Annotated in this window: 12 protein-coding genes; 9 read left to right on the top strand and 3 right to left on the bottom strand. The window is 42.4% G+C overall.

Going from position 1 to position 18,270, the window contains the following annotated elements:
* Window positions 1-28: 28 nt before the first annotated feature.
* The 5 genes from FD724_RS15895 (at window position 29) to FD724_RS15875 (ending at window position 6,749) form a co-directional block, all read left to right on the top strand.
* Window positions 29-2,158, top strand: coding sequence for a caspase family protein (locus FD724_RS15895; RefSeq protein WP_179073289.1), 2,130 nt, complete (start codon window positions 29-31; stop codon window positions 2,156-2,158).
* A 352-nt stretch (window positions 2,159-2,510) separates the two neighbouring features.
* Window positions 2,511-3,353, top strand: a complete 843-nt coding sequence (locus FD724_RS15890) for a DUF2382 domain-containing protein (RefSeq protein WP_179073288.1) — start codon at window positions 2,511-2,513, stop codon at window positions 3,351-3,353.
* 379 nt (window positions 3,354-3,732) lie between these two features.
* On the top strand, window positions 3,733-4,629 hold the full coding sequence (locus FD724_RS15885) for a DUF2382 domain-containing protein (protein WP_179073287.1): 897 nt from the start codon (window positions 3,733-3,735) through the stop codon (window positions 4,627-4,629).
* A 173-nt stretch (window positions 4,630-4,802) separates the two neighbouring features.
* Window positions 4,803-5,699, top strand: a complete 897-nt coding sequence (locus FD724_RS15880; RefSeq protein WP_242060728.1) for a YsnF/AvaK domain-containing protein — start codon at window positions 4,803-4,805, stop codon at window positions 5,697-5,699.
* Between the two features lie 126 nt (window positions 5,700-5,825).
* Entirely contained in the window at window positions 5,826-6,749 is a 924-nt protein-coding gene (locus tag FD724_RS15875) for an ion channel (RefSeq protein ID WP_179073285.1), read from the top strand.
* Window positions 6,750-7,113: 364 nt separating this feature from the next.
* On the opposite strand, the gene psbA is transcribed toward FD724_RS15875, so the two are convergent.
* From psbA to FD724_RS15860, 3 genes are all read right to left on the bottom strand, one after another.
* Window positions 7,114-8,196 carry a photosystem II q(b) protein gene (psbA, locus tag FD724_RS15870; RefSeq protein WP_012411708.1) on the bottom strand — a complete coding sequence of 361 codons (1,083 nt, stop codon included), beginning with the start codon at window positions 8,194-8,196 and terminating at the stop codon, window positions 7,114-7,116.
* 328 nt (window positions 8,197-8,524) lie between these two features.
* On the bottom strand, window positions 8,525-10,024 hold the full coding sequence (locus FD724_RS15865) for an MBOAT family protein (protein ID WP_114080463.1): 1,500 nt from the start codon (window positions 10,022-10,024) through the stop codon (window positions 8,525-8,527).
* A gap of 95 nt (window positions 10,025-10,119) precedes the next feature.
* Window positions 10,120-13,131: a DUF1574 family protein gene (locus FD724_RS15860; RefSeq protein WP_179073284.1), complete on the bottom strand. Its 3,012-nt coding sequence runs from the start codon at window positions 13,129-13,131 to the stop codon at window positions 10,120-10,122.
* Window positions 13,132-13,679: 548 nt separating this feature from the next.
* On the opposite strand from FD724_RS15860, the gene FD724_RS15855 reads away from it, so the two are divergent.
* From FD724_RS15855 to FD724_RS15840, 4 genes are all read left to right on the top strand, one after another.
* The gene (locus FD724_RS15855; RefSeq protein WP_163933134.1) at window positions 13,680-13,916 is read left to right on the top strand and encodes a hypothetical protein; all 237 of its coding nucleotides are present in this window, start codon (window positions 13,680-13,682) and stop codon (window positions 13,914-13,916) included.
* Between the two features lie 101 nt (window positions 13,917-14,017).
* Complete coding sequence (gene ppc / locus FD724_RS15850) at window positions 14,018-17,104, top strand: phosphoenolpyruvate carboxylase (RefSeq protein ID WP_179073283.1); 3,087 nt, start codon at window positions 14,018-14,020, stop codon at window positions 17,102-17,104.
* 167 nt (window positions 17,105-17,271) lie between these two features.
* A complete protein-coding gene (locus tag FD724_RS15845; RefSeq protein ID WP_114080459.1) occupies window positions 17,272-17,526 on the top strand; it encodes a hypothetical protein in 255 nt (84 codons plus the stop codon).
* 326 nt (window positions 17,527-17,852) lie between these two features.
* On the top strand, window positions 17,853-18,158 hold the full coding sequence (locus FD724_RS15840) for a DUF4090 family protein (protein ID WP_179073282.1): 306 nt from the start codon (window positions 17,853-17,855) through the stop codon (window positions 18,156-18,158).
* Window positions 18,159-18,270 lie beyond the last annotated feature (112 nt).

Raw genomic sequence — 18,270 nt, 5'->3', positions numbered from 1 at the left:
CTAATGGGCTTAGGGCTGATAGCTAATTATGAAACGCCGCACGTTTTTACATAAAATTGGCTCAATACTCGCGGTATTGGGAGTAACGGAAGCTGAGTGGTTGACTTTAGGAAATCGCTATTATCAGGCTTTGGCACAACCCAACTCGCGCAAGTTGGCATTGTTAATAGGTATTAACCAATACTCCAAAATCTCAAACCTCAGTGGTTGTCTGACAGATGTAGAACTGCAAAGAGAACTTTTGATTAACCGCTTTGGTTTTCAAGGATCAGATATTCTAACCTTAACTGAGGAACAAGCCAGCAGGGAATTCATTGAGGCGGCTTTTTCGGATCATCTGGGCAAACAAGCTAAACCTGGTGATATAACTTTTTTCCACTTTAGCGGTTATGGCACTCGTGTCAAATTGGAAACATCGCCAGATACAATCCAAAATGCTCTGGTGACAGCTAATGTAGCTCTTGACTTACAAGATGACAAAATACTCAATCATATATTAGAAGAAACTCTACTGCTATTATTGCGATCGCTCTCCACAGACAAAGTAACAGCAGTATTGGATACTAGCTATGATGCTCCTAACACAGTAATAGGATTAAAAACTCGTGCCCTTCAGGAGTCGGTAGGACAGCTAGCAACTGAAGAACTCGACTTTCTCAAACAACTTAAAACTCAGAAGTTATCCAATACTCCGATTGTTTTAGCAGCTACCTCAGAACTAAAGCAGCCAGCAAGAGAAGGTCTTTTTTCTGGTTTTAGTGCTGGGTTATTCACCTACGCCTTGACGCAGTATTTATGGGAATTCACGCCAGCCACCAAAATTCAAGTCGCCCTTTACCACGTGGAAAACTCTCTATATAAATCAGGTAGTAAACAGCAACCAGCGTTATTGAGTAGTCAGAAAAATCCAGATATAACGTCTCTACAGCCAGACGGTATCATTGGTGCAGAAGGCGCGGTGAGTGAGATTGAAGAAGATGGTAAAACCGTACAACTGTGGTTAGCAGGATTACCCCCACAAGTGCTGCTATACTACGGAGTGAATTCTAGATTTACACTACAGACAAAACAGCAATTAGTATTGCGATCGCGCACTGGGTTAACAGCAAAAGCGCAAATTTCCAAAATTGAAGGTGCAAATCCCCTACAAATAGGGCAACTCGTCCAAGAAGCAGTCCGGGTATTACCCCGAAATATCAATTTAACAATAGCTTTTGATACTGGATTAGAAAGAATTGAGCGGGTAGACGCTACAAGTGCCTTTGCGGGATTTTCCCATATATCTACCGTAGTCCTAGGAGAAAAACCAGCTGATTATGTATTTGCCAAGCTACAGGAAACTCCCAGTCGTTATGGTCTATTTTCTCTTGGGGGCGAGCCAATTCCCAATACCACGGGGGAAGTAGGAGAAGCAATAAAATTAACAGTGCAAAGGTTAGCGCCAAAATTATCAACCTTACTAGCAGCCAAGTTATGGCGACTTACAGAAAATGGAGGTTCTTCTCGCTTGGCTCTCAAGGCAACCTTAGAAATAATTAATAATATATCGCCTCGTGTCGTCATGCAGCGCGAAACAGTCAGAACCTTCAAAAGTGAAACTTCGATTAAAAAATCAGTACAGACGCGATTAATCGCGTCTCTCCCCACTCCTATTGTGCCTATCGGTAGTCGAATGCAATATCGAGTGGAAAACCAGAGCGATCGCCCAGTATATTTAATCTTACTGGGATTAAACAATAATCATACAGCAGTTGCCTTCTACTCTTGGGAAACTCCCCAAGAACCAAATACTACCGACATCAAGCCTATCGTCCAAGAAGTCGTCATCGCCCCTGGTGAAAGCCTCACCCTACCCCAAACTAATGCTGCTTCCCAATGGGTGATTTCAGGGCCAGCTTCTGAGTGCGAACAACAACTTATTTTTAGTCCTGTCCCCTTTAGGGAAACTCTAGCCGCCTTGAGTACTGCTAAGTATTCCACAGTCGAACAACGAACGATTGGCCCATTGTTGAATCCCTTAGACGTTGCACAAGCCTTGCTGCAAGACTTGCATAACGCCAGCGCCCTCAAAACTGAGATGAACAGCACAACAACCGACTCATATATCTGGGATGTGAATAATTGGGCAAGTCTTAGCTTTAGTTTTCAAGTTGTGTGACTTGGAAAATTTTTTATCGAAACAGAATTGATTCTGAATTCTAACTGAAAAAGCGGATAATAGCACAGCGTAAAGCCTTCTCTACGATGTATAGCAACTCTTATGAGGGTCTTGATTCTGGTTCTTGTTAGCAAAGTGGGGCGTAGCCCATTCTGACTTCTGAATTCTTTTTCAAACCAGCATCGGCTAAAAGTTCTTATGACTTTAGTTATACTCCTATTGATTACGCTGAGTGTTAAAACTGAGTGTTTCACTCATAAAATATCTCAACTGAATTCAGTCGCCAGCAGGATGAGACTCAGCACAATATTTTTTACACTAAATGTTATAAACAACCTGGAAACAACATAGTATGCCTCTTCATAAACTTGAACATTTTGATCCAAACTATCGAGAAACTTTTGGTGGAGACGACGTTAAATCACTGATTCTTTATACTGAGGGAGGAGACAGAGTTGGCTCAGTAGCTGATGTTTTAGTTGATGATGATGGTCGTTTTCGATATTTAGTTATTGACACAAGCGGAGATTTTTCTGGTAAAAAAATCTTATTACCAATTGGTCTTTCCCGGATTGATTATCCTGCCAAACGTGTCTATGTTGATGGGTTAAGCAGACAACAAGTAGAAGGTTTAGTTGAGTACAAAGAAGATACAATCTTTGATCACGATTACGAAGAAAAAGTACGTAGTGGATTTCGTTCTCCAACTAGCGGTGTAACTTACGATCGCAATACATATAATTACCAGACAGAACCAGCTTTATACGGACTGAATGAGCAATCTCATCAAACTTTCAAACTCTATGAAGAACGGTTGATTGCAAATAAACAGCGCATCAAAACCGGGGAAGTAACGGTTGGTAAACACATTGAAACAGATACTGCAAGTGTTACAGTACCTATTCAAAAAGAACGAGTTGTAATTGAGCGAGTTGTGCCAACAGAAGCAGGAAACGTTGTAGATACCAATGAACTTAAGTTTCAAGAAGGTGAAGTTGCACGCATAGAAGTGTACGAAGAAACGCCTGATATACGTAAAGAAGCCTTTGTGCGTGAAGAAGTCCGAGTCAAGAAAGTCGTAGAAAGGGATATAGTGGAAGCACAAGACACCATTCGTCGAGAAGAGTTAGATGTTGATACTGCGGGTAATTTACATGTGAATGAACATGGCAGTACTACACATGAAGCGATTTAAGGGGATTGGATTTTTTAAAAGTTGTAGAGACGGGGGATGTTAGCGTAGCGAAGCATTTCCGATAACGTCTCGTAGAGAAGCCCAGGTCAATTTACCATCTCTACAGTATTTTAATTACAACCAAAATTCCTAATTTCTTAAATTTGTTTGGTGAAAATTCGTGGTGTTTATATCCCCGACTTCTTTAAAAAGTTGGGGATATAAATTTTAAATTATCATTCATTTAGGACTGCTTTTATCTGCCATCAAGAAAAATAACTATAACTTTTGGTTATTTAACTATTGAAATAATTCATTCGACAGAAGGATGTAAAGAAGTAAAGAAATTTTTATCATAATTGCTATGAATTGAAAAGAAAAATATTGAGGTTAAATAATAATGGTACTTTACAAATTAGAAGATTTTGAGCCTAACTATCGTGATGCATTTGAAGGCCACGATATTAGCGGACTTGGGGTTTATACACAAGGAACTGATGAAAAAATTGGCACTGTCAGCGATGTTTTAGTTGACGAAGAAGGTCATTTTCGCTATCTAGTTGTTGACTTAGGCTTCTGGATTTTTGGTAAAAAAGTATTACTACCAATTGGTCGTGCCCGTATCGACTATAACGTTGATCGTGTCTACACAATTGGCTTGACTAGAGAGCAAGCAGAAGATTTACCTGAGTTTAATGAACGTCAAGCGCTTGATTACGATTACGAAGAACGGGTGCGTGGCGTATATCGTCAACCAGCAAATTCCACCAATACTTTAGATGCATCAGCACCTGTAGAAGCATCAATACCTGTAGATACAACCTATCAACCAGCGACGACTACACCAATTTATAATCGTGATAGCTACAATTACGAACATGAGCCTTCTTTATTTGGGTTAAATGAGCAAGATCATCAAACTCTGAGATTGTATGAAGAACGGCTGATTGCCAGTAAACATCGCCAAAAAACTGGAGAAGTATCCATTGGCAAGCGTGTTGAAACTGATACAGCACGGGTTGCAGTGCCAGTAGAAAGAGAGCGAGTTGTGATTGAACGTGTAACTCCAGCAGATGCAGGTACTGCCGTTTCTGGACGCGAAGCAAATTTCCGTGAAGGCGAAGTTGCTCGTCTAGAAATTCACGAAGAAACTCCTGATGTTCGTAAAGAAGCATTTTTGCGTGAAGAAGTCAGAGTTAGAAAGGTGGTAGATCAAGACACAGTTGAAACGCAAGAAACTGTGCGTCGTGAAGAGCTAGATGTGAATTCTGGTAATCTTCCCATCGAAGAACACTAACCAAATATAGTCATTAGTTAATCGCTAATGGCTAATAATTAATTCGACACAGTACAGGTAAAGCTGTTAAATTAGCTTTACCTGTGCTTCCAATAGCTTAAAATGAGCAATACATTTAATTTAGCTAAGTAAAAAGCAGTTCATAAACTTTGCATATTATGAATAGCCAACCGATGACAAAAAACATTGGACAGGCAAATGGTAATTCTGGCACTAACACCTCAATAGCAGATTTGAAAAAGAGGGTGAAGAATTTTGCTGTGTTCGATAACCAAGGTCAGCTAGTAGGAGTAGTTCATGATTTAATTGTGGATACTAATAGGCGGCTAAACCTAGTTATATCAAACCAGGTCAATCAACAAACTCTAGAATATGGCGAGCAGTTAGTCGATAAACATCCTTCTTTTTTTCGATTGCAGAGCCAGAGAATAAAAAAAATTGACAAGCCGACTAAATCTGTTTTCATAGACTTCAACAAATCAGAAATCGAATATATGCCTGAATATTCAGAAGCAGAAAAAATCGGCGATGTCTACGAGGGGCTACGCCTAGACAACCCAACTGAGCAATTGGTTAACAATCAAACTCAAAATAGCGCAGTTGAGCCAGTGGATTTAGAGGAGGTCAGCGAAGAACAAATTATTCGTCTACTAGAAGAACGACTAGTTGTTGAAAGCAGTAAGCGAAAAGTTGGTGAGGTGATTGTTCGCAAAGTCATCGAAACCCAGATGATCCAAGTTCCTGTCCGGCGTGAAAAGCTGATTGTGGAACAAATTAGCCCAGAACACAAACAACTCGCAGAAATTGATTTAGGCCAAGAGGAAATTGCTAATGTTGGCTTGACCGGAGTAGAAAGACTCGAAGGTACATATTTTGAAAGCGGTTTAACAATAAGCGGTGAATTTAACTCGCCGAAAACTGCTAGTTTATTGTTGAATGCGATCGCACTAGAGCAAAATCACGGCTGTAATCGGGTGCGTGTTACCATTGCTGTTGAAGATGAGTCACACAAGAATAAATACCAGGAGTGGTTTGATCGCTGTTCGAAAGATCAATCACCCAAGCTGTAAAAATAAGTTTCTAGCAGATAAATTAGTAGGATGGGCATTGCTCATCCTATTTTTTTGCTGATTTAATCACTTCACCTCAGAGAATGTCAAAATACTAAGCAGTTGCCGTTCTATTGGCTACTTGCAATGAAATTTCGACTGAAGAGACTTTCACGGAAGAAACAACAGCGTCTGATTTTACCTATTCAGATTCAAGTTCGAGACGGAAAATTTGAGATTATGGGTATGGGTGTATGGCATTCTTACTGGCGCGATCCCTACCATTTGCTGTTAACGATTCCCTGGGCTGGCTTTCTACTGCTGATTTGTACTTTCTATATAACTATCAATGCTCTATTTGCCCTAGCTTACTTGATAGGAGGAGATTGTATTGCCAACGCCCGGCCAGGCTCTTTTTTAGATGTCTTTTTCTTCAGCGTGCAAACCCTAGCATCCATTGGCTATGGGGCGATGTATCCCAAAACAACTTACGCCAACATTATTGTCACCATTGAAGCAATGATCGGTTTGGTGGGAATTGCCGTGATGACGGGGCTAGCCTTTGCTCGATTTTCCCGACCTACAGCTAGGGTGCTTTTTAGTCGTGTTGCTGTAATTACACCTCATGATGCAATGCCAACTCTCATATTTCGCACCGCTAATCAGCGTCGCAATATGATTCTAGAGGCGCAGATGCGAGTCTACTTAATGCGCGACGAAATAACTCTAGAAGGGCAATTTATGCGTCGGTTCTACGATCTCAAACTCTTAAGGAACCAAACACCTAGCTTCACCTTAAGCTGGTCAGTGATGCATGTCATTGATGAGTTTAGTCCTCTATATGGGATGACAGCAGAATCCTTAATCCAGACAAATACTATCTTGATTGTCTCTTTGAGTGGCATTGATGAAACGGTTGCACAGGTAGTCCATGCCCGTCATACTTATGCTGCTAATGAAATTTTGTGGAATAATCAATTTGCCGATATCTTCTACCACGCACCTGATGGACATCGCTACATTGATTACAACCGCTTTCACGATGTTTCACCTTTAGATGAAATGCTTTAAATGCCTGAAACTTACTCGGAATTCTGATTGTCTGAGGATTGTAAGGCTTTAACGACGACCCGACCATTTTCAACTACAGTGCAATTTTTAACCATACTTTTGCTGTGGTTAACTTTTACATCCTTACACTGGTTCTGGTGGGAGATATTTTGCTCCTGTTGTTGGTTGAGGACGACAATACAACAGGCGGAGGGGGAAAAGGACATATAAAGTATTTTGATCTCTATATCTATTATCGCGCTACTGATGATGTTTGGCTGAAAAATTTGCTACCCATCTGTTGATTAAATCAATTAAATATAGTTCCAACAAAAAAGCGCCCCCCATTGATGGAGAGCGCTTTTTATTTAGCTAATCTTCAGAATTAACCGTTGATAGCAGGAGCAGTCATTGCTACAGGAGTAATTTCACCAGCAGCTAAGTCTAGGGGGAAGTTGTGAGCGTTACGCTCGTGCATTACTTCCATACCCAAGTTAGCGCGGTTGATTACGTCTGCCCAGGTGCTGATAACGCGACCTTGAGAGTCAATGATTGATTGGTTGAAGTTGAAACCGTTCAGGTTGAACGCCATCGTGCTGATACCCAAAGCGGTGAACCAGATACCGACGACGGGCCAAGCTGCTAAGAAGAAGTGCAGTGAACGGCTGTTGTTGAAGGAAGCGTATTGGAAGATCAAACGACCGAAGTAACCGTGGGCTGCAACGATGTTGTAGGTTTCTTCTTCTTGACCGAATTTGTAACCGTAGTTAAGAGACTCGGTTTCGGTGGTTTCACGCACCAAGGAAGAAGTTACTAGAGAACCGTGCATTGCAGAGAACAAGGAACCGCCGAATACACCAGCCACACCTAACATGTGGAAGGGGTGCATCAAGATGTTGTGTTCTGCTTGGAACACAATCATGAAGTTGAAGGTTCCAGAGATACCCAAAGGCATACCATCTGAGAAAGAACCTTGACCGATTGGGTAGATCAAGAATACTGCGGTAGCAGAAGCCAAAGGTGCGCTGTAAGCTACGCAGATCCAAGGACGCATACCTAAGCGGTAAGAAAGTTCCCACTGACGACCCAGGTAGCAAGCGCAACCGATCAAGAAGTGGAAAACTACCAATTGGTAAGGACCACCGTTGTACAACCACTCATCTAAGGAAGCAGCTTCCCAGATTGGGTAGAAGTGCAAGCCGATAGCGTTTGAAGAAGGAACAACTGCACCAGAGATGATGTTGTTTCCGTAGATCAAAGAACCTGCGACTGGTTCACGGATACCATCAATGTCTACTGGAGGTGCTGCGATGAAGGCAATTACAAAGCAAGCAGTAGCTGCTAGTAGGGTTGGGATCATCAGTACACCAAACCAACCAACATATATACGGTTGTCGGTGCTGGTAATCCACTCGCAAAAGCGATCCCAAACGTTAGCGCCAGAGCGCCGTTGTAAGGTTGTGGTCATTGTTTTATAAGTGCTATTTTTTGTTAAAAATGGAACAAGCAGATTTTGTTTTGCCTGTTGAATTACAGTCTACATGAAATTACTTGGACGCGATCTTTGGCTTAATATTCTGTAATAGAATTCTTTAACAAGATCGTCGAAATGTAAAGTTTTTCTACTATAAATAATAGTGATAAAAGTAAGCGATTAAAGCTTTCTAAGCTATTGCAAAATTAAACCGATCGCCTAGTTTATTCTCTTTACATTCCGTTACAAATAGCCAGGATAAATTGTAACGAAATAATAAGTTGTAAATTGTCTTATGTTGCAGTTCATTGTTTCTAGAAACTTAAAAATCAAAGTAGATATAGGGCAAACTGCCTTCAGGAGCTAATAACCAAACAGCGTAGAAACATAGAGGGACAAAGACAAGCTTAATGGGCCAGTTAAACTCTAACTTCAGCATTCGGTTAAAGGCATAGACTAAAGCCATCAGAGCAGCCAAAGTTAGCAGCACCCAAGTGAGTTGGTATTGGCTAATATTTAAAGCATCTACATAGACCTTTTGAGCAAACTGGGCATCAGCAGGATAACGCCAAAGGTGTCGAATTACTAAAGAAGAGTCTGCGATATTCGGTAGACGGAACCAAATCCAAGAGGTAAAAACCATCAGTTGGGTCAAAAACCAAGCGACGAAGATACCTAGAGGATTTTGCCAGAATTGCTCTAGATTTTCAAAGCGATCGCTCATAGCATCTGTAAGTCGATGAACCACCAAGGCTAACCCGTGGAATATGCCCCAAACTACATAACCCAAAGCAGCACCGTGCCAGATACCAGCGATTAGCATCACAGTAAATAAATTCCAGCAGGTGCGGACTAAACCCCGACGCGAGCCACCCAAAGGAAAGTAGACATAGTTACGTAGCCAATCTCCGAGAGTGATATGCCAGCGCCGCCAAAATTCTCCAATACTGGTGCTGAAGTAGGGAAAGTCAAAATTTTCAGGTAGAACCAAGCCGAAAAGTAAGGCACTCCCACGGGCAATATCTACGTAACCGTTGAAATCTAGATATAACTGCAAACCGTAGGCGAATGTTGCTAACCAGAGATCGGTACTACCGGCTCGTTGTAAGTTACCAAAACATAAATCGACAAAAATTCCCAGGTGATCTGCAAAAATACCTTTTTTGACTGCACCTCTAGCAATTAACCACAGCGCCTCTGCTACTCTATCGGCACTGGGAAAGTCTAGCGTATTGAATTGATTTGCTAAGTTGTGGTATCGCGTAATCGGGCCGGAAATCAGTTTGGCGAAGAATAATTTATAAGTAGCAAACTTAAGAAACTGATCGGTAGCAGGCGCACCACGATAGACATCTATTAAATAGGCAATACACTCAAAGGTGAAAAATGAAATTCCCAAAGGTGCAATCAATTTAAAAGAGCTATCTGGTGAGTTTGTTTGGATATTGAAAACAAACTTAAATAGAGGGGTTAGATACTTAAAAGCTAATAATAGTAAGACATTTAGAGCTATACCCAGCCACAAAACTTTTAGACGACGACGGTTCCAATCACCTTGGGCAAATTGCCACTCTTCATTAGAAATTTGCCAGTCAAGAGAATGTTTTCCTGGTGATGTATTTTTCCCAATCTCTAGCCCCAAACGAAAATTGATAAATGTCAATGCTAATAGCAATGGTATGTACTGGATATGCAAAGATGCGTAGAAAACCAAACTAGCAATTAGCAGCGTCCATAATCGTAATTTCTGTTGTGCTAAAGACCAGTAAATTCCTAAAACACTCAACAAGAAAAGACCATAGAAAATTGATATGAAGTTCATTTTTTAGTCATTTGCTATTTGTCATTTGTCATTAAATAGTTCTTCTTCCCCTGCCTCCCCTGCCCCTCATCCTCCACTCCCCATTCCCCTGCTCCCTACTTCACTGGCCAAGGAATCATCGGGTCATTAGCCAGCTTTTTGGAGACTTCGTATGCTCCAAAGCGGTTGAGGTGGCTGGGATCGGAGAAGTAGTCATGTGCTTTGGGCCACTTTTGGCTCAGATCCCGATAAATAAAGTTGGGATTAGTAGCTAGACGCAACATATATTGCTGAAATTGTTGCTCATATTGTCTACGCACTGGATCTAAATAATCTGCCGTGAGAGGCATATTGACAAACACTAAGGAAATTTTCTGAGACTGGGTAAACTGAAGCACTTCTTGAAGAGCAGCATCTTGCTGTCCTTCTACTTGGAAAGATTTATAGTCGTTGTCGTAATTTCCGGTAACTCTAGAATGTTTTTGATAGTATCTAGCAGGATTGAAGCGAATAGACAAAGGTAGAAAGCCATCAAAATCAACTGCTTGCTGGGAAATACTCTCATCTGAAGTTCCATCTGTTAGCTGTTTTTGTGATGCAACTGTCTGATTACTACCAAATATAAGCAATTGTTTTTGCAATAAGCCTTTAATTTGGTCGCGGTTTTGATAGCTAGCAGAAAGAGATGCTAGACCCTGATTTAACGAATCATTGACAGCTTGATATGTGCTAATCTCCTGTTTTTCTTCTTTTACCTTCTCTTCTGGCGAACTTTCCTGATTTTCGGGCGATTCGCTGCTATTTGCGATTTTTGGGTTCTTTTGTAATGCTTGCTTATAACCAGCTGATGCAGCGATGGATTTAAAGGTAATGTCTTCGCGTCCACCATTGAAAGCACGGGCCCCATCCGCCCAGAGAATTATTTTAGGCAGTTCTGATGGTTCCAGTACGTGACGAAGCACAAAGTCTACAACTTGTGCCGTAGCACCGTTGATCCCAAAGTTAAACACGTCAATATTGGGATAGCCCTGAGTCGCTAAAGCTTTAGAGAGTTCTGCTGGATCTACTCCTCTGAGGGCGCGGGAGGAGCCAATAATCAACACATCGGGCGGTGTACCAGTTCTCGCTAAACGCTGTTTATACAGTGCTAGCTGCTCATCTAACTGCCTGACATTGAAACTTGGCATTTGCGATCGCGCTGCTAAAAGAATAGCTGTTGCGGTTGCTTTTTCTTTCAGTGGTGCGGCTGCCAAATTCTTTGTCGAAGTATCATCACTTTGAGTAAACTCAGAAGCATTAAATACAGAACTCTGATTTGCAGGAGATTTTGTTTTAGAACTGCTGCTAAAAAATACCGTTTTTTCACTCTGAGTTTTTTCAGATGTTAAAGATGCCTTTTGTCCAGATGATGAAGGTAAAACACTGGCAACTTTTGGCAAACTCGGTTTAGTTTGTGCAGTAATTCGACCCAATACCCAATCAGTTTGGAGAGTGAGTAATAATCCCAATGTTCCCCAAACTAGAGCAATCTTAAGTCCTTGATCGTCAGGATTTTCTTCTGCTAACTGGTGGCTTTCGGTAAATAGCTGGCTTTTTAACAGGAACTTTTTCGCGGTTGCACTCGCCGTTGCTATCCAATCTCGCGCTACTTCTGTTACAAAACTTTGAACTTCTTCTGTTGTTAAGTCTGGGCGCAAAATTGGTTCACTAGTCTCAGAGGGTATCAAATCATCAACGTATTTAGAAGTGGCAGCAAATTCTGGTGTTGCTTCTGGTACTAAACGTTGGCGATGTTCAAGATCAACGCCATAGTGCCAAAAAGGTTCTTTATTCCCAGCCCGGCGACCGTATATACGTATCCCCATAATACCGGGAATTTTCAAATGGCGGATAAACTGCGTAATTTTACTTGCTACTTGTTGACGACCTGGACAAACAGGTGCATCACACATAATGTGCAGTAAATCATTTTTGTTCAGTAAGAGGACACGAATTCCACCTGTCAATAAACGCCAATCTAGGTCAGGATTGAGTAAACGCTCCAGTAAAAATGTGATGGCTGGTTCATCGCCAGTATTAGCCAAATCTAGCGGTGATGTGGCAAAGGCGGGATAGGTTGTGGCGGGTAAAGCTAGCCAATCAATCCAAGTGGGTTGCTTGTCGCCTGCTTTTTGCCCGTAGATGGTGGCGGCGAGAATGCCTTGAGGTGCGATCGCTTCTAACTGGGGTACAATCGCCTCTAAGCACACTGCTTTGTCTGGGATTGGCGCAGTTCCTAAAGGATCAAAAGCTGGCGTACAAAAGATGTGTAGAGTTGATTCTTTCAGAGAAGCTTGGACAGCAACTTTTAATCCTGACAATACCTCAGTTAATAGCCGAGCGATCGCTTGGATATCACCCCAACGCGCCCATTCTTTGAGCATTACCTCTGATGGTGTCAAATCGACACGCAGCAACCAATCAGGGGCAGTTTCGCCGCTCACCTGAGAAACAATTACGGCATCTTGGTAGCCAGAAAGCTTGAGATAACGCAACTTCTCTGCTATGGGTTCTGCAAGCAATGAGGCATCAGGGCTATAGCTTGACTGGCAAAATATCCACAGGCGGTTTTCTTCCGGCTGAGAGTTCTTTGGCTGATATGGCTTAATCTTTGCCTGTACCGATACACCTAACGTACTCAGAGTTTCGCTGAGATATCTAGCGATCGCCTCTGGGTTCCCTTGGCGTGCCAAACTTTCGTTAGAGACAATTAGCGCCCCACCCGACTGTTTTGATTTTTCCGCATCTGCTAGCAAGGCTTGCTCCACTTGCTCAAGATGCTTATCTATTTGATTTAAGTAAACCCGATGGCACCATTTGGGGCGCTGTTCCCCTTTTCTTCGGCCATAGACAAATACTTGATATATTGAGGTTTGTTCGCTGCTTGTGAGAATATCTAAGTTTGTTTGCTGTAATGCTTGCAGCAAATCAGACAAAGTACGCCAACGCTGCGGACATTCAGTACCTTCACAAAGAATATGAAGGTCATTTCCCCGTAACCGGACTTTCACCCCGAAAGTGTTAATCCCTGTGGCTTGGCTCACCCATTGCACTAAGGATTGCTGGCGATCTGGTAATACTGTTTTCATGGGAAGTTAACTTTACAGGAAGCGATGGTTGGGGGATAGTGCCTGCACTTGTAAACTAGAACCATAGGTCTATCACACTCTGACGTTTTTTTTTAACAATTTTGTTACCTTCGTAGCTTACAAAATCGGCCAAGATAGTCTTGTACAGGTTGTAAGTCTGACTAATATTGAGTTTTGCGTTTATTTTACTAATAGGGAGTCATAAATCAGAAGTTAGGAGAAACGCGATTAATCGCGTTTGTACAAGAGAGACACGATTTCGCGTCTGTACAGAAGCCAGGAGTCAGAATAATTCTATATGACTGGCTAATGACTTGTCCTTTAAAGCTAGACTTGCGTTTCATGGCGCTAACGCCCCTAATAGGTGAAATAACCAACAAGCTTATCTCATTTCAACTCCATCCCTCGATTGTTGGATTCATCCTAATTCCTAAGTAAGTTGGCGCAAAAAAACCAAGTATATTACGAAACGTAAATAGGTTTAAAGCCCTTACCAATGACCAATGACAAATGACTCCTAAATCAATTCCCATAACCAAAAATTAGCAATGCCTCCTGCCAACCAAGAACCCTCAACTAACCCGCCATCCCATCTCGATTTATTTACCATTCCCCAATCGTTCCTTTTACAAATAGGTACAGCGTCTATATTACTGCTGCTCATTACCGGAAAAACCACCGTAAGGGCACTAGAAAGCATAGGGGAAGCCAGTGAAGAATTGTTTCGAGGCGATCGCCTACCCATTCTTGACTTCCCAGAGGAGCGCGAAACTAATCAAACTTAGAAAATATACACCGAATAATTATTTGCTCAGGAATAACCCGATGAGCATTCAGTAGAAAACCTAGAAGCGTAAACAGTTATTAGCTTTACAAGATAGAGAATATGGGTTCCCTTTTATACTCTTCGTCTCAAACTGCGGATATATACCCGGTGTCGGAATTATTTTTGCGTCATCGTCTCCAGGTAGTGGAAGAATTGTGGGAGTCTGTTCTCCGGCAAGAATGCGGTCAAAACATGGTAGACTTGTTGCGGCAGTTGCGCGATTTGTGTTCGCCAGAAGGACAGGCAACAAATGACCAAGCATCCTCAGCCGTCAAATTAATTGAACAACTAAATATCAACGAAGCAATCCGCGCGGCTCGTGCTTTCGCTCTGTATTTTCAGCTGATTAACATCATAGAGCAGGAATACGAGCAAAGGCAGCAATTGAGCCGCTATGAGGCAGAAACAGAGCCTACAGACGCAGAAAGAGCATCTAATGTCAATTACTCGTCCAATCAAAGAGAAGATGATGCGCCTGTTAGCAAGGGAATAGCAGCAGAATTGCTGGCAAAGAATTATCTAGAAAAAGCGCAAGTCAAACCAAAAGGGACTTTCGCTGCTTTGTTTCCCTATTTATTCAAACAGAATGTACCACCCCAGCAGATTCAACGTCTCATTGCTCATCTGGATGTGCGCTTAGTTTTCACAGCACACCCGACGGAAATTGTTCGTCATACCATCCGAGATAAGCAGCGACAGGTGGTACAACTCTTACAAAAACTGGATACCTTAGAAAACCATGCTGGTGGTACAGGTGGCGGATATGCTTGGGAAGCAGCAGATGTCCGCGAACAATTGCTCGAGGAAATTCGCCTCTGGTGGCGCACGGACGAACTTCACCAGTTCAAACCCACTGTGCTAGATGAAGTAGATTATGCCCTACACTACTTCCAAGAAGTTTTATTTGATGGCATTCCTCAACTTTATAAACGTTTCAAACATACACTATCCAATACCTTTCCTTGGCTAGAACCACCAAGTAAAAACTTTTGTTCTTTTGGCTCTTGGGTCGGCTCAGATAGAGATGGGAACCCATCAGTTACACCAGAAATCACCTGGCAAACAGCTTGCTATCAGCGCAAAATGGTGCTGGGGAGATATATTCAGTCAGTGAAAAATCTGATTGAATTGTTGAGTGTGTCGATGCACTGGAGTGATGTCTTACCAGATTTGCTGGAATCTCTAGAGTTAGATCAGTCCCAGTTGAGTGAGGTATATGATGCACTGGCGCTGCGTTATCGGCAAGAACCCTATCGGCTGAAACTCGCTTATGTACTGAAACGGCTAGAAAATACTCGCGATCGCAATCTAGCTTTGTACAATCGGGAAACGCCAAAAAATCAAGATAGTCCCCTGTATCGTTCGGGAGACGATTTTTTAGCAGAACTGCGGATGATTCAGCGTAACTTGACAGAAACAGGTTTAAGCTGTCGAGATTTAGAAAATCTCATCTGTCAGGTAGAAATTTTTGGTTTTAACTTGACACAGCTAGATATCCGTCAAGAATCATCCCGCCATGCTGATGCGCTGGATGAGATTCTACAATACCTGCAAATATTACCTCAACCTTACAACGAACTATCTGAAGAGCAAAAAGTTGCTTGGCTCACAGGAGAACTGCAAACCCGCCGGCCATTAATTCCAGCAGAATTGCCATTTTCTGAAAAAACTAACGATGTAATTGAAACCTTTCGCGTCGTGCGATCGCTGCAACAAGAATTTGGTCTAAATATCTGCCAAACTTACATTATCAGCATGTGCCGCGACGTGAGCGACGTGCTAGAAGTATTACTGTTAGCCAAAGAAGCCAGACTTTTTGACCCCGCCATAGCCGTGGGAACCATTCAAGTTGTCCCCTTATTTGAAACAGTAGAAGACTTACAACGCTCCAGAAGCGTTATGCGGAAACTGTTTGAACTCCCGTTATATCGCGCTTTGCTAGCCGGCGGCTACGAACAGGCAAAAGCAGAAGAAACCGATGAAAATTCATCCTCCCTTGCCCCCCCTACCTCTCCCTCCTCCCACTCCCCCCTCACCCCTAACTTGCAAGAAGTGATGCTGGGGTATTCTGACAGCAACAAAGACTCTGGTTTTTTAAGCAGCAATTGGGAAATTCATAAAGCCCAAAAATCACTGCAACAAATAGCAGAAGGCTACGATATAAATTTGCGGATTTTCCACGGACGCGGCGGTTCTGTAGGGCGGGGAGGTGGCCCTGCTTACGAGGCGATTTTAGCTCAACCAGGTCATAGTATTAATGGGCGAATCAAGATTACCGAACAAGGAGAAGTTTTGGCTTCCAAATACTCCTTGTTGGACTTGGCTTTGTACCACATGGAAACCATCACCACTGCTGTGATTCAAGCTAGCCTACTGCGAACAGGGTTTGATGATATTGAACCCTGGAATGAGATTATGGAAGAATTAGCAGCGCGATCGCGGCAGCATTATCGGGCTTTAATTTACGAACAGCCTGATTTTGTTGACTTTTTCCACCAAGTAACCCCCATTGAAGAAATTAGCCAGCTACAAATTAGTTCTCGTCCAGCCCGTCGCCCATCTGGTAAGAAAGATTTAAGCAGTCTAAGAGCTATTCCTTGGGTATTTAGCTGGACGCAAACCCGCTTTTTGCTTCCTTCCTGGTACGGTGTTGGCACAGCGTTACAAGAGTTTTTGAACGCAGAACCAGAAGAACACTTGAAATTAATGCGCTACTTTTACGTTAAGTGGCCCTTTTTCAAGATGGTGATTTCTAAAGCCGAGATGACTTTGGCGAAAGTAGATATGCAAATGGCACATCACTACGTTCAGGAATTGTCAAAACCAGAAGATAAACTTCGTTTTGCCAAGGTTTTTGACCAAATTGCCAGCGAGTTCTATCTCACAAGAGATTTGGTGTTAAAAATCACTGATCACAATCAACTGTTAGATGGCGATCCTGTCTTGCAACGATCTGTGCAGTTACGCAATGGCACAATTGTCCCCTTGGGATTTATCCAAGTTTCCCTGCTCAAGCGCCTACGCCAGTCTATGAATACTAATGCCACTTCTGGAGTCATCCATTCTCGTTACAGCAAAGGCGAATTACTGCGAGGTGCATTGTTAACTATTAATGGGATTGCAGCCGGGATGAGAAATACGGGTTGATTGCGAATGGGGAATTGGGGATGAGGAGGCAGGGGAAGCAGGGGGACAAGGGGACAAGAGGTGAGAACTTGAAACAAGTCTTTCCCCTTGTCCCCAATTCTCCTTGTTCCCAAGTCCTCTTGCCCATGCCCAATGACAAATGACAAATGACAAATGACAAATGACAAATGACAAAAAATAGAATTTTCATTTGCACTTTTTTGGCGCTATCATCAGGTTTTTTTGGTGCTTACACTAGTGGGCAAATCACCATAATGCTGCATAGGCAAAAGTGTCAAAACCAATCTTGGGGTTTCCAGGTGATGTGCAACGCTTGGATGACACCAGGAGCAATATGGCAAGGTAGCACAACAGGATTATGGACAGGAACTATTTTAGGGGCGTTTGTTGGGGGTTTGGTGACGCGACAAGCTCGTGATTAATCTGTTAAACGTGAGTTAGACGAACCTCTCCCTGCCTTGAACTAAAGTTTAAGTCTTCCCTCTCCGAATCGGAGAGGGAAGGTTTTGCCTAGTAAAACCAGGGAGCAATACTTTTTGGATAAACTCAACAATCTCTCTTTTGATCTGGGGAAAGGTTACTGGGGTTGGGTAAAGGTAAATTCAAACCCTTTTCCCCTTAACCGAAAAGTATTGAACCAGGGAGAGGTTTTTTGATTCAGACAATTGCAATTAACCCTCAGCAGGAGAAAGGTGTCAGCAAGGCTGGTAAAATCTACCCATAGCAAAGAAGAGCAAATCAAATCACTATGCCTACCGAAACTAACCCAGGGAATCAAACTACCACGGGTGCTGATGCTATTGATGAAGCGATCGCACAGGGAATTGATTTTGATGGTTCTCCCATTCCGCCTGCCAAATTAGAACTTTATGGTAAAGTCATGGCGCTAGAAGGCAATAGACAGCGCAGTGGCGTATCTAATACTATGCGATCGCGTATTGTGCGAATTGGTGCAAAACATATTCCCCAAGCAGAACTTGAGCAATTACTTGTAGATGCTGGTTTCGCACCTCTAAAAGAAAAAGAAATTGCCTTTTTTTATAGCGGTAAATAAATATAGCAGCACAGCACAGTCAGGGACTATATAATTCACGGCTACACAAACAAGTAAAATAGCCGTGAAATTACTGTAAATAAACGAACTATTAACCCATCCATAACCTATC

Origin of the sequence: Nostoc sp. C057 (assembly GCF_013393925.1) — a bacterium.
Classification (GTDB): Bacteria; Cyanobacteriota; Cyanobacteriia; order Cyanobacteriales; family Nostocaceae; genus Nostoc; species Nostoc muscorum_A.
The sequence above is the reverse complement of the archived record's forward strand: the minus strand, read 5'-3'. Positions and strand labels throughout refer to the sequence as shown.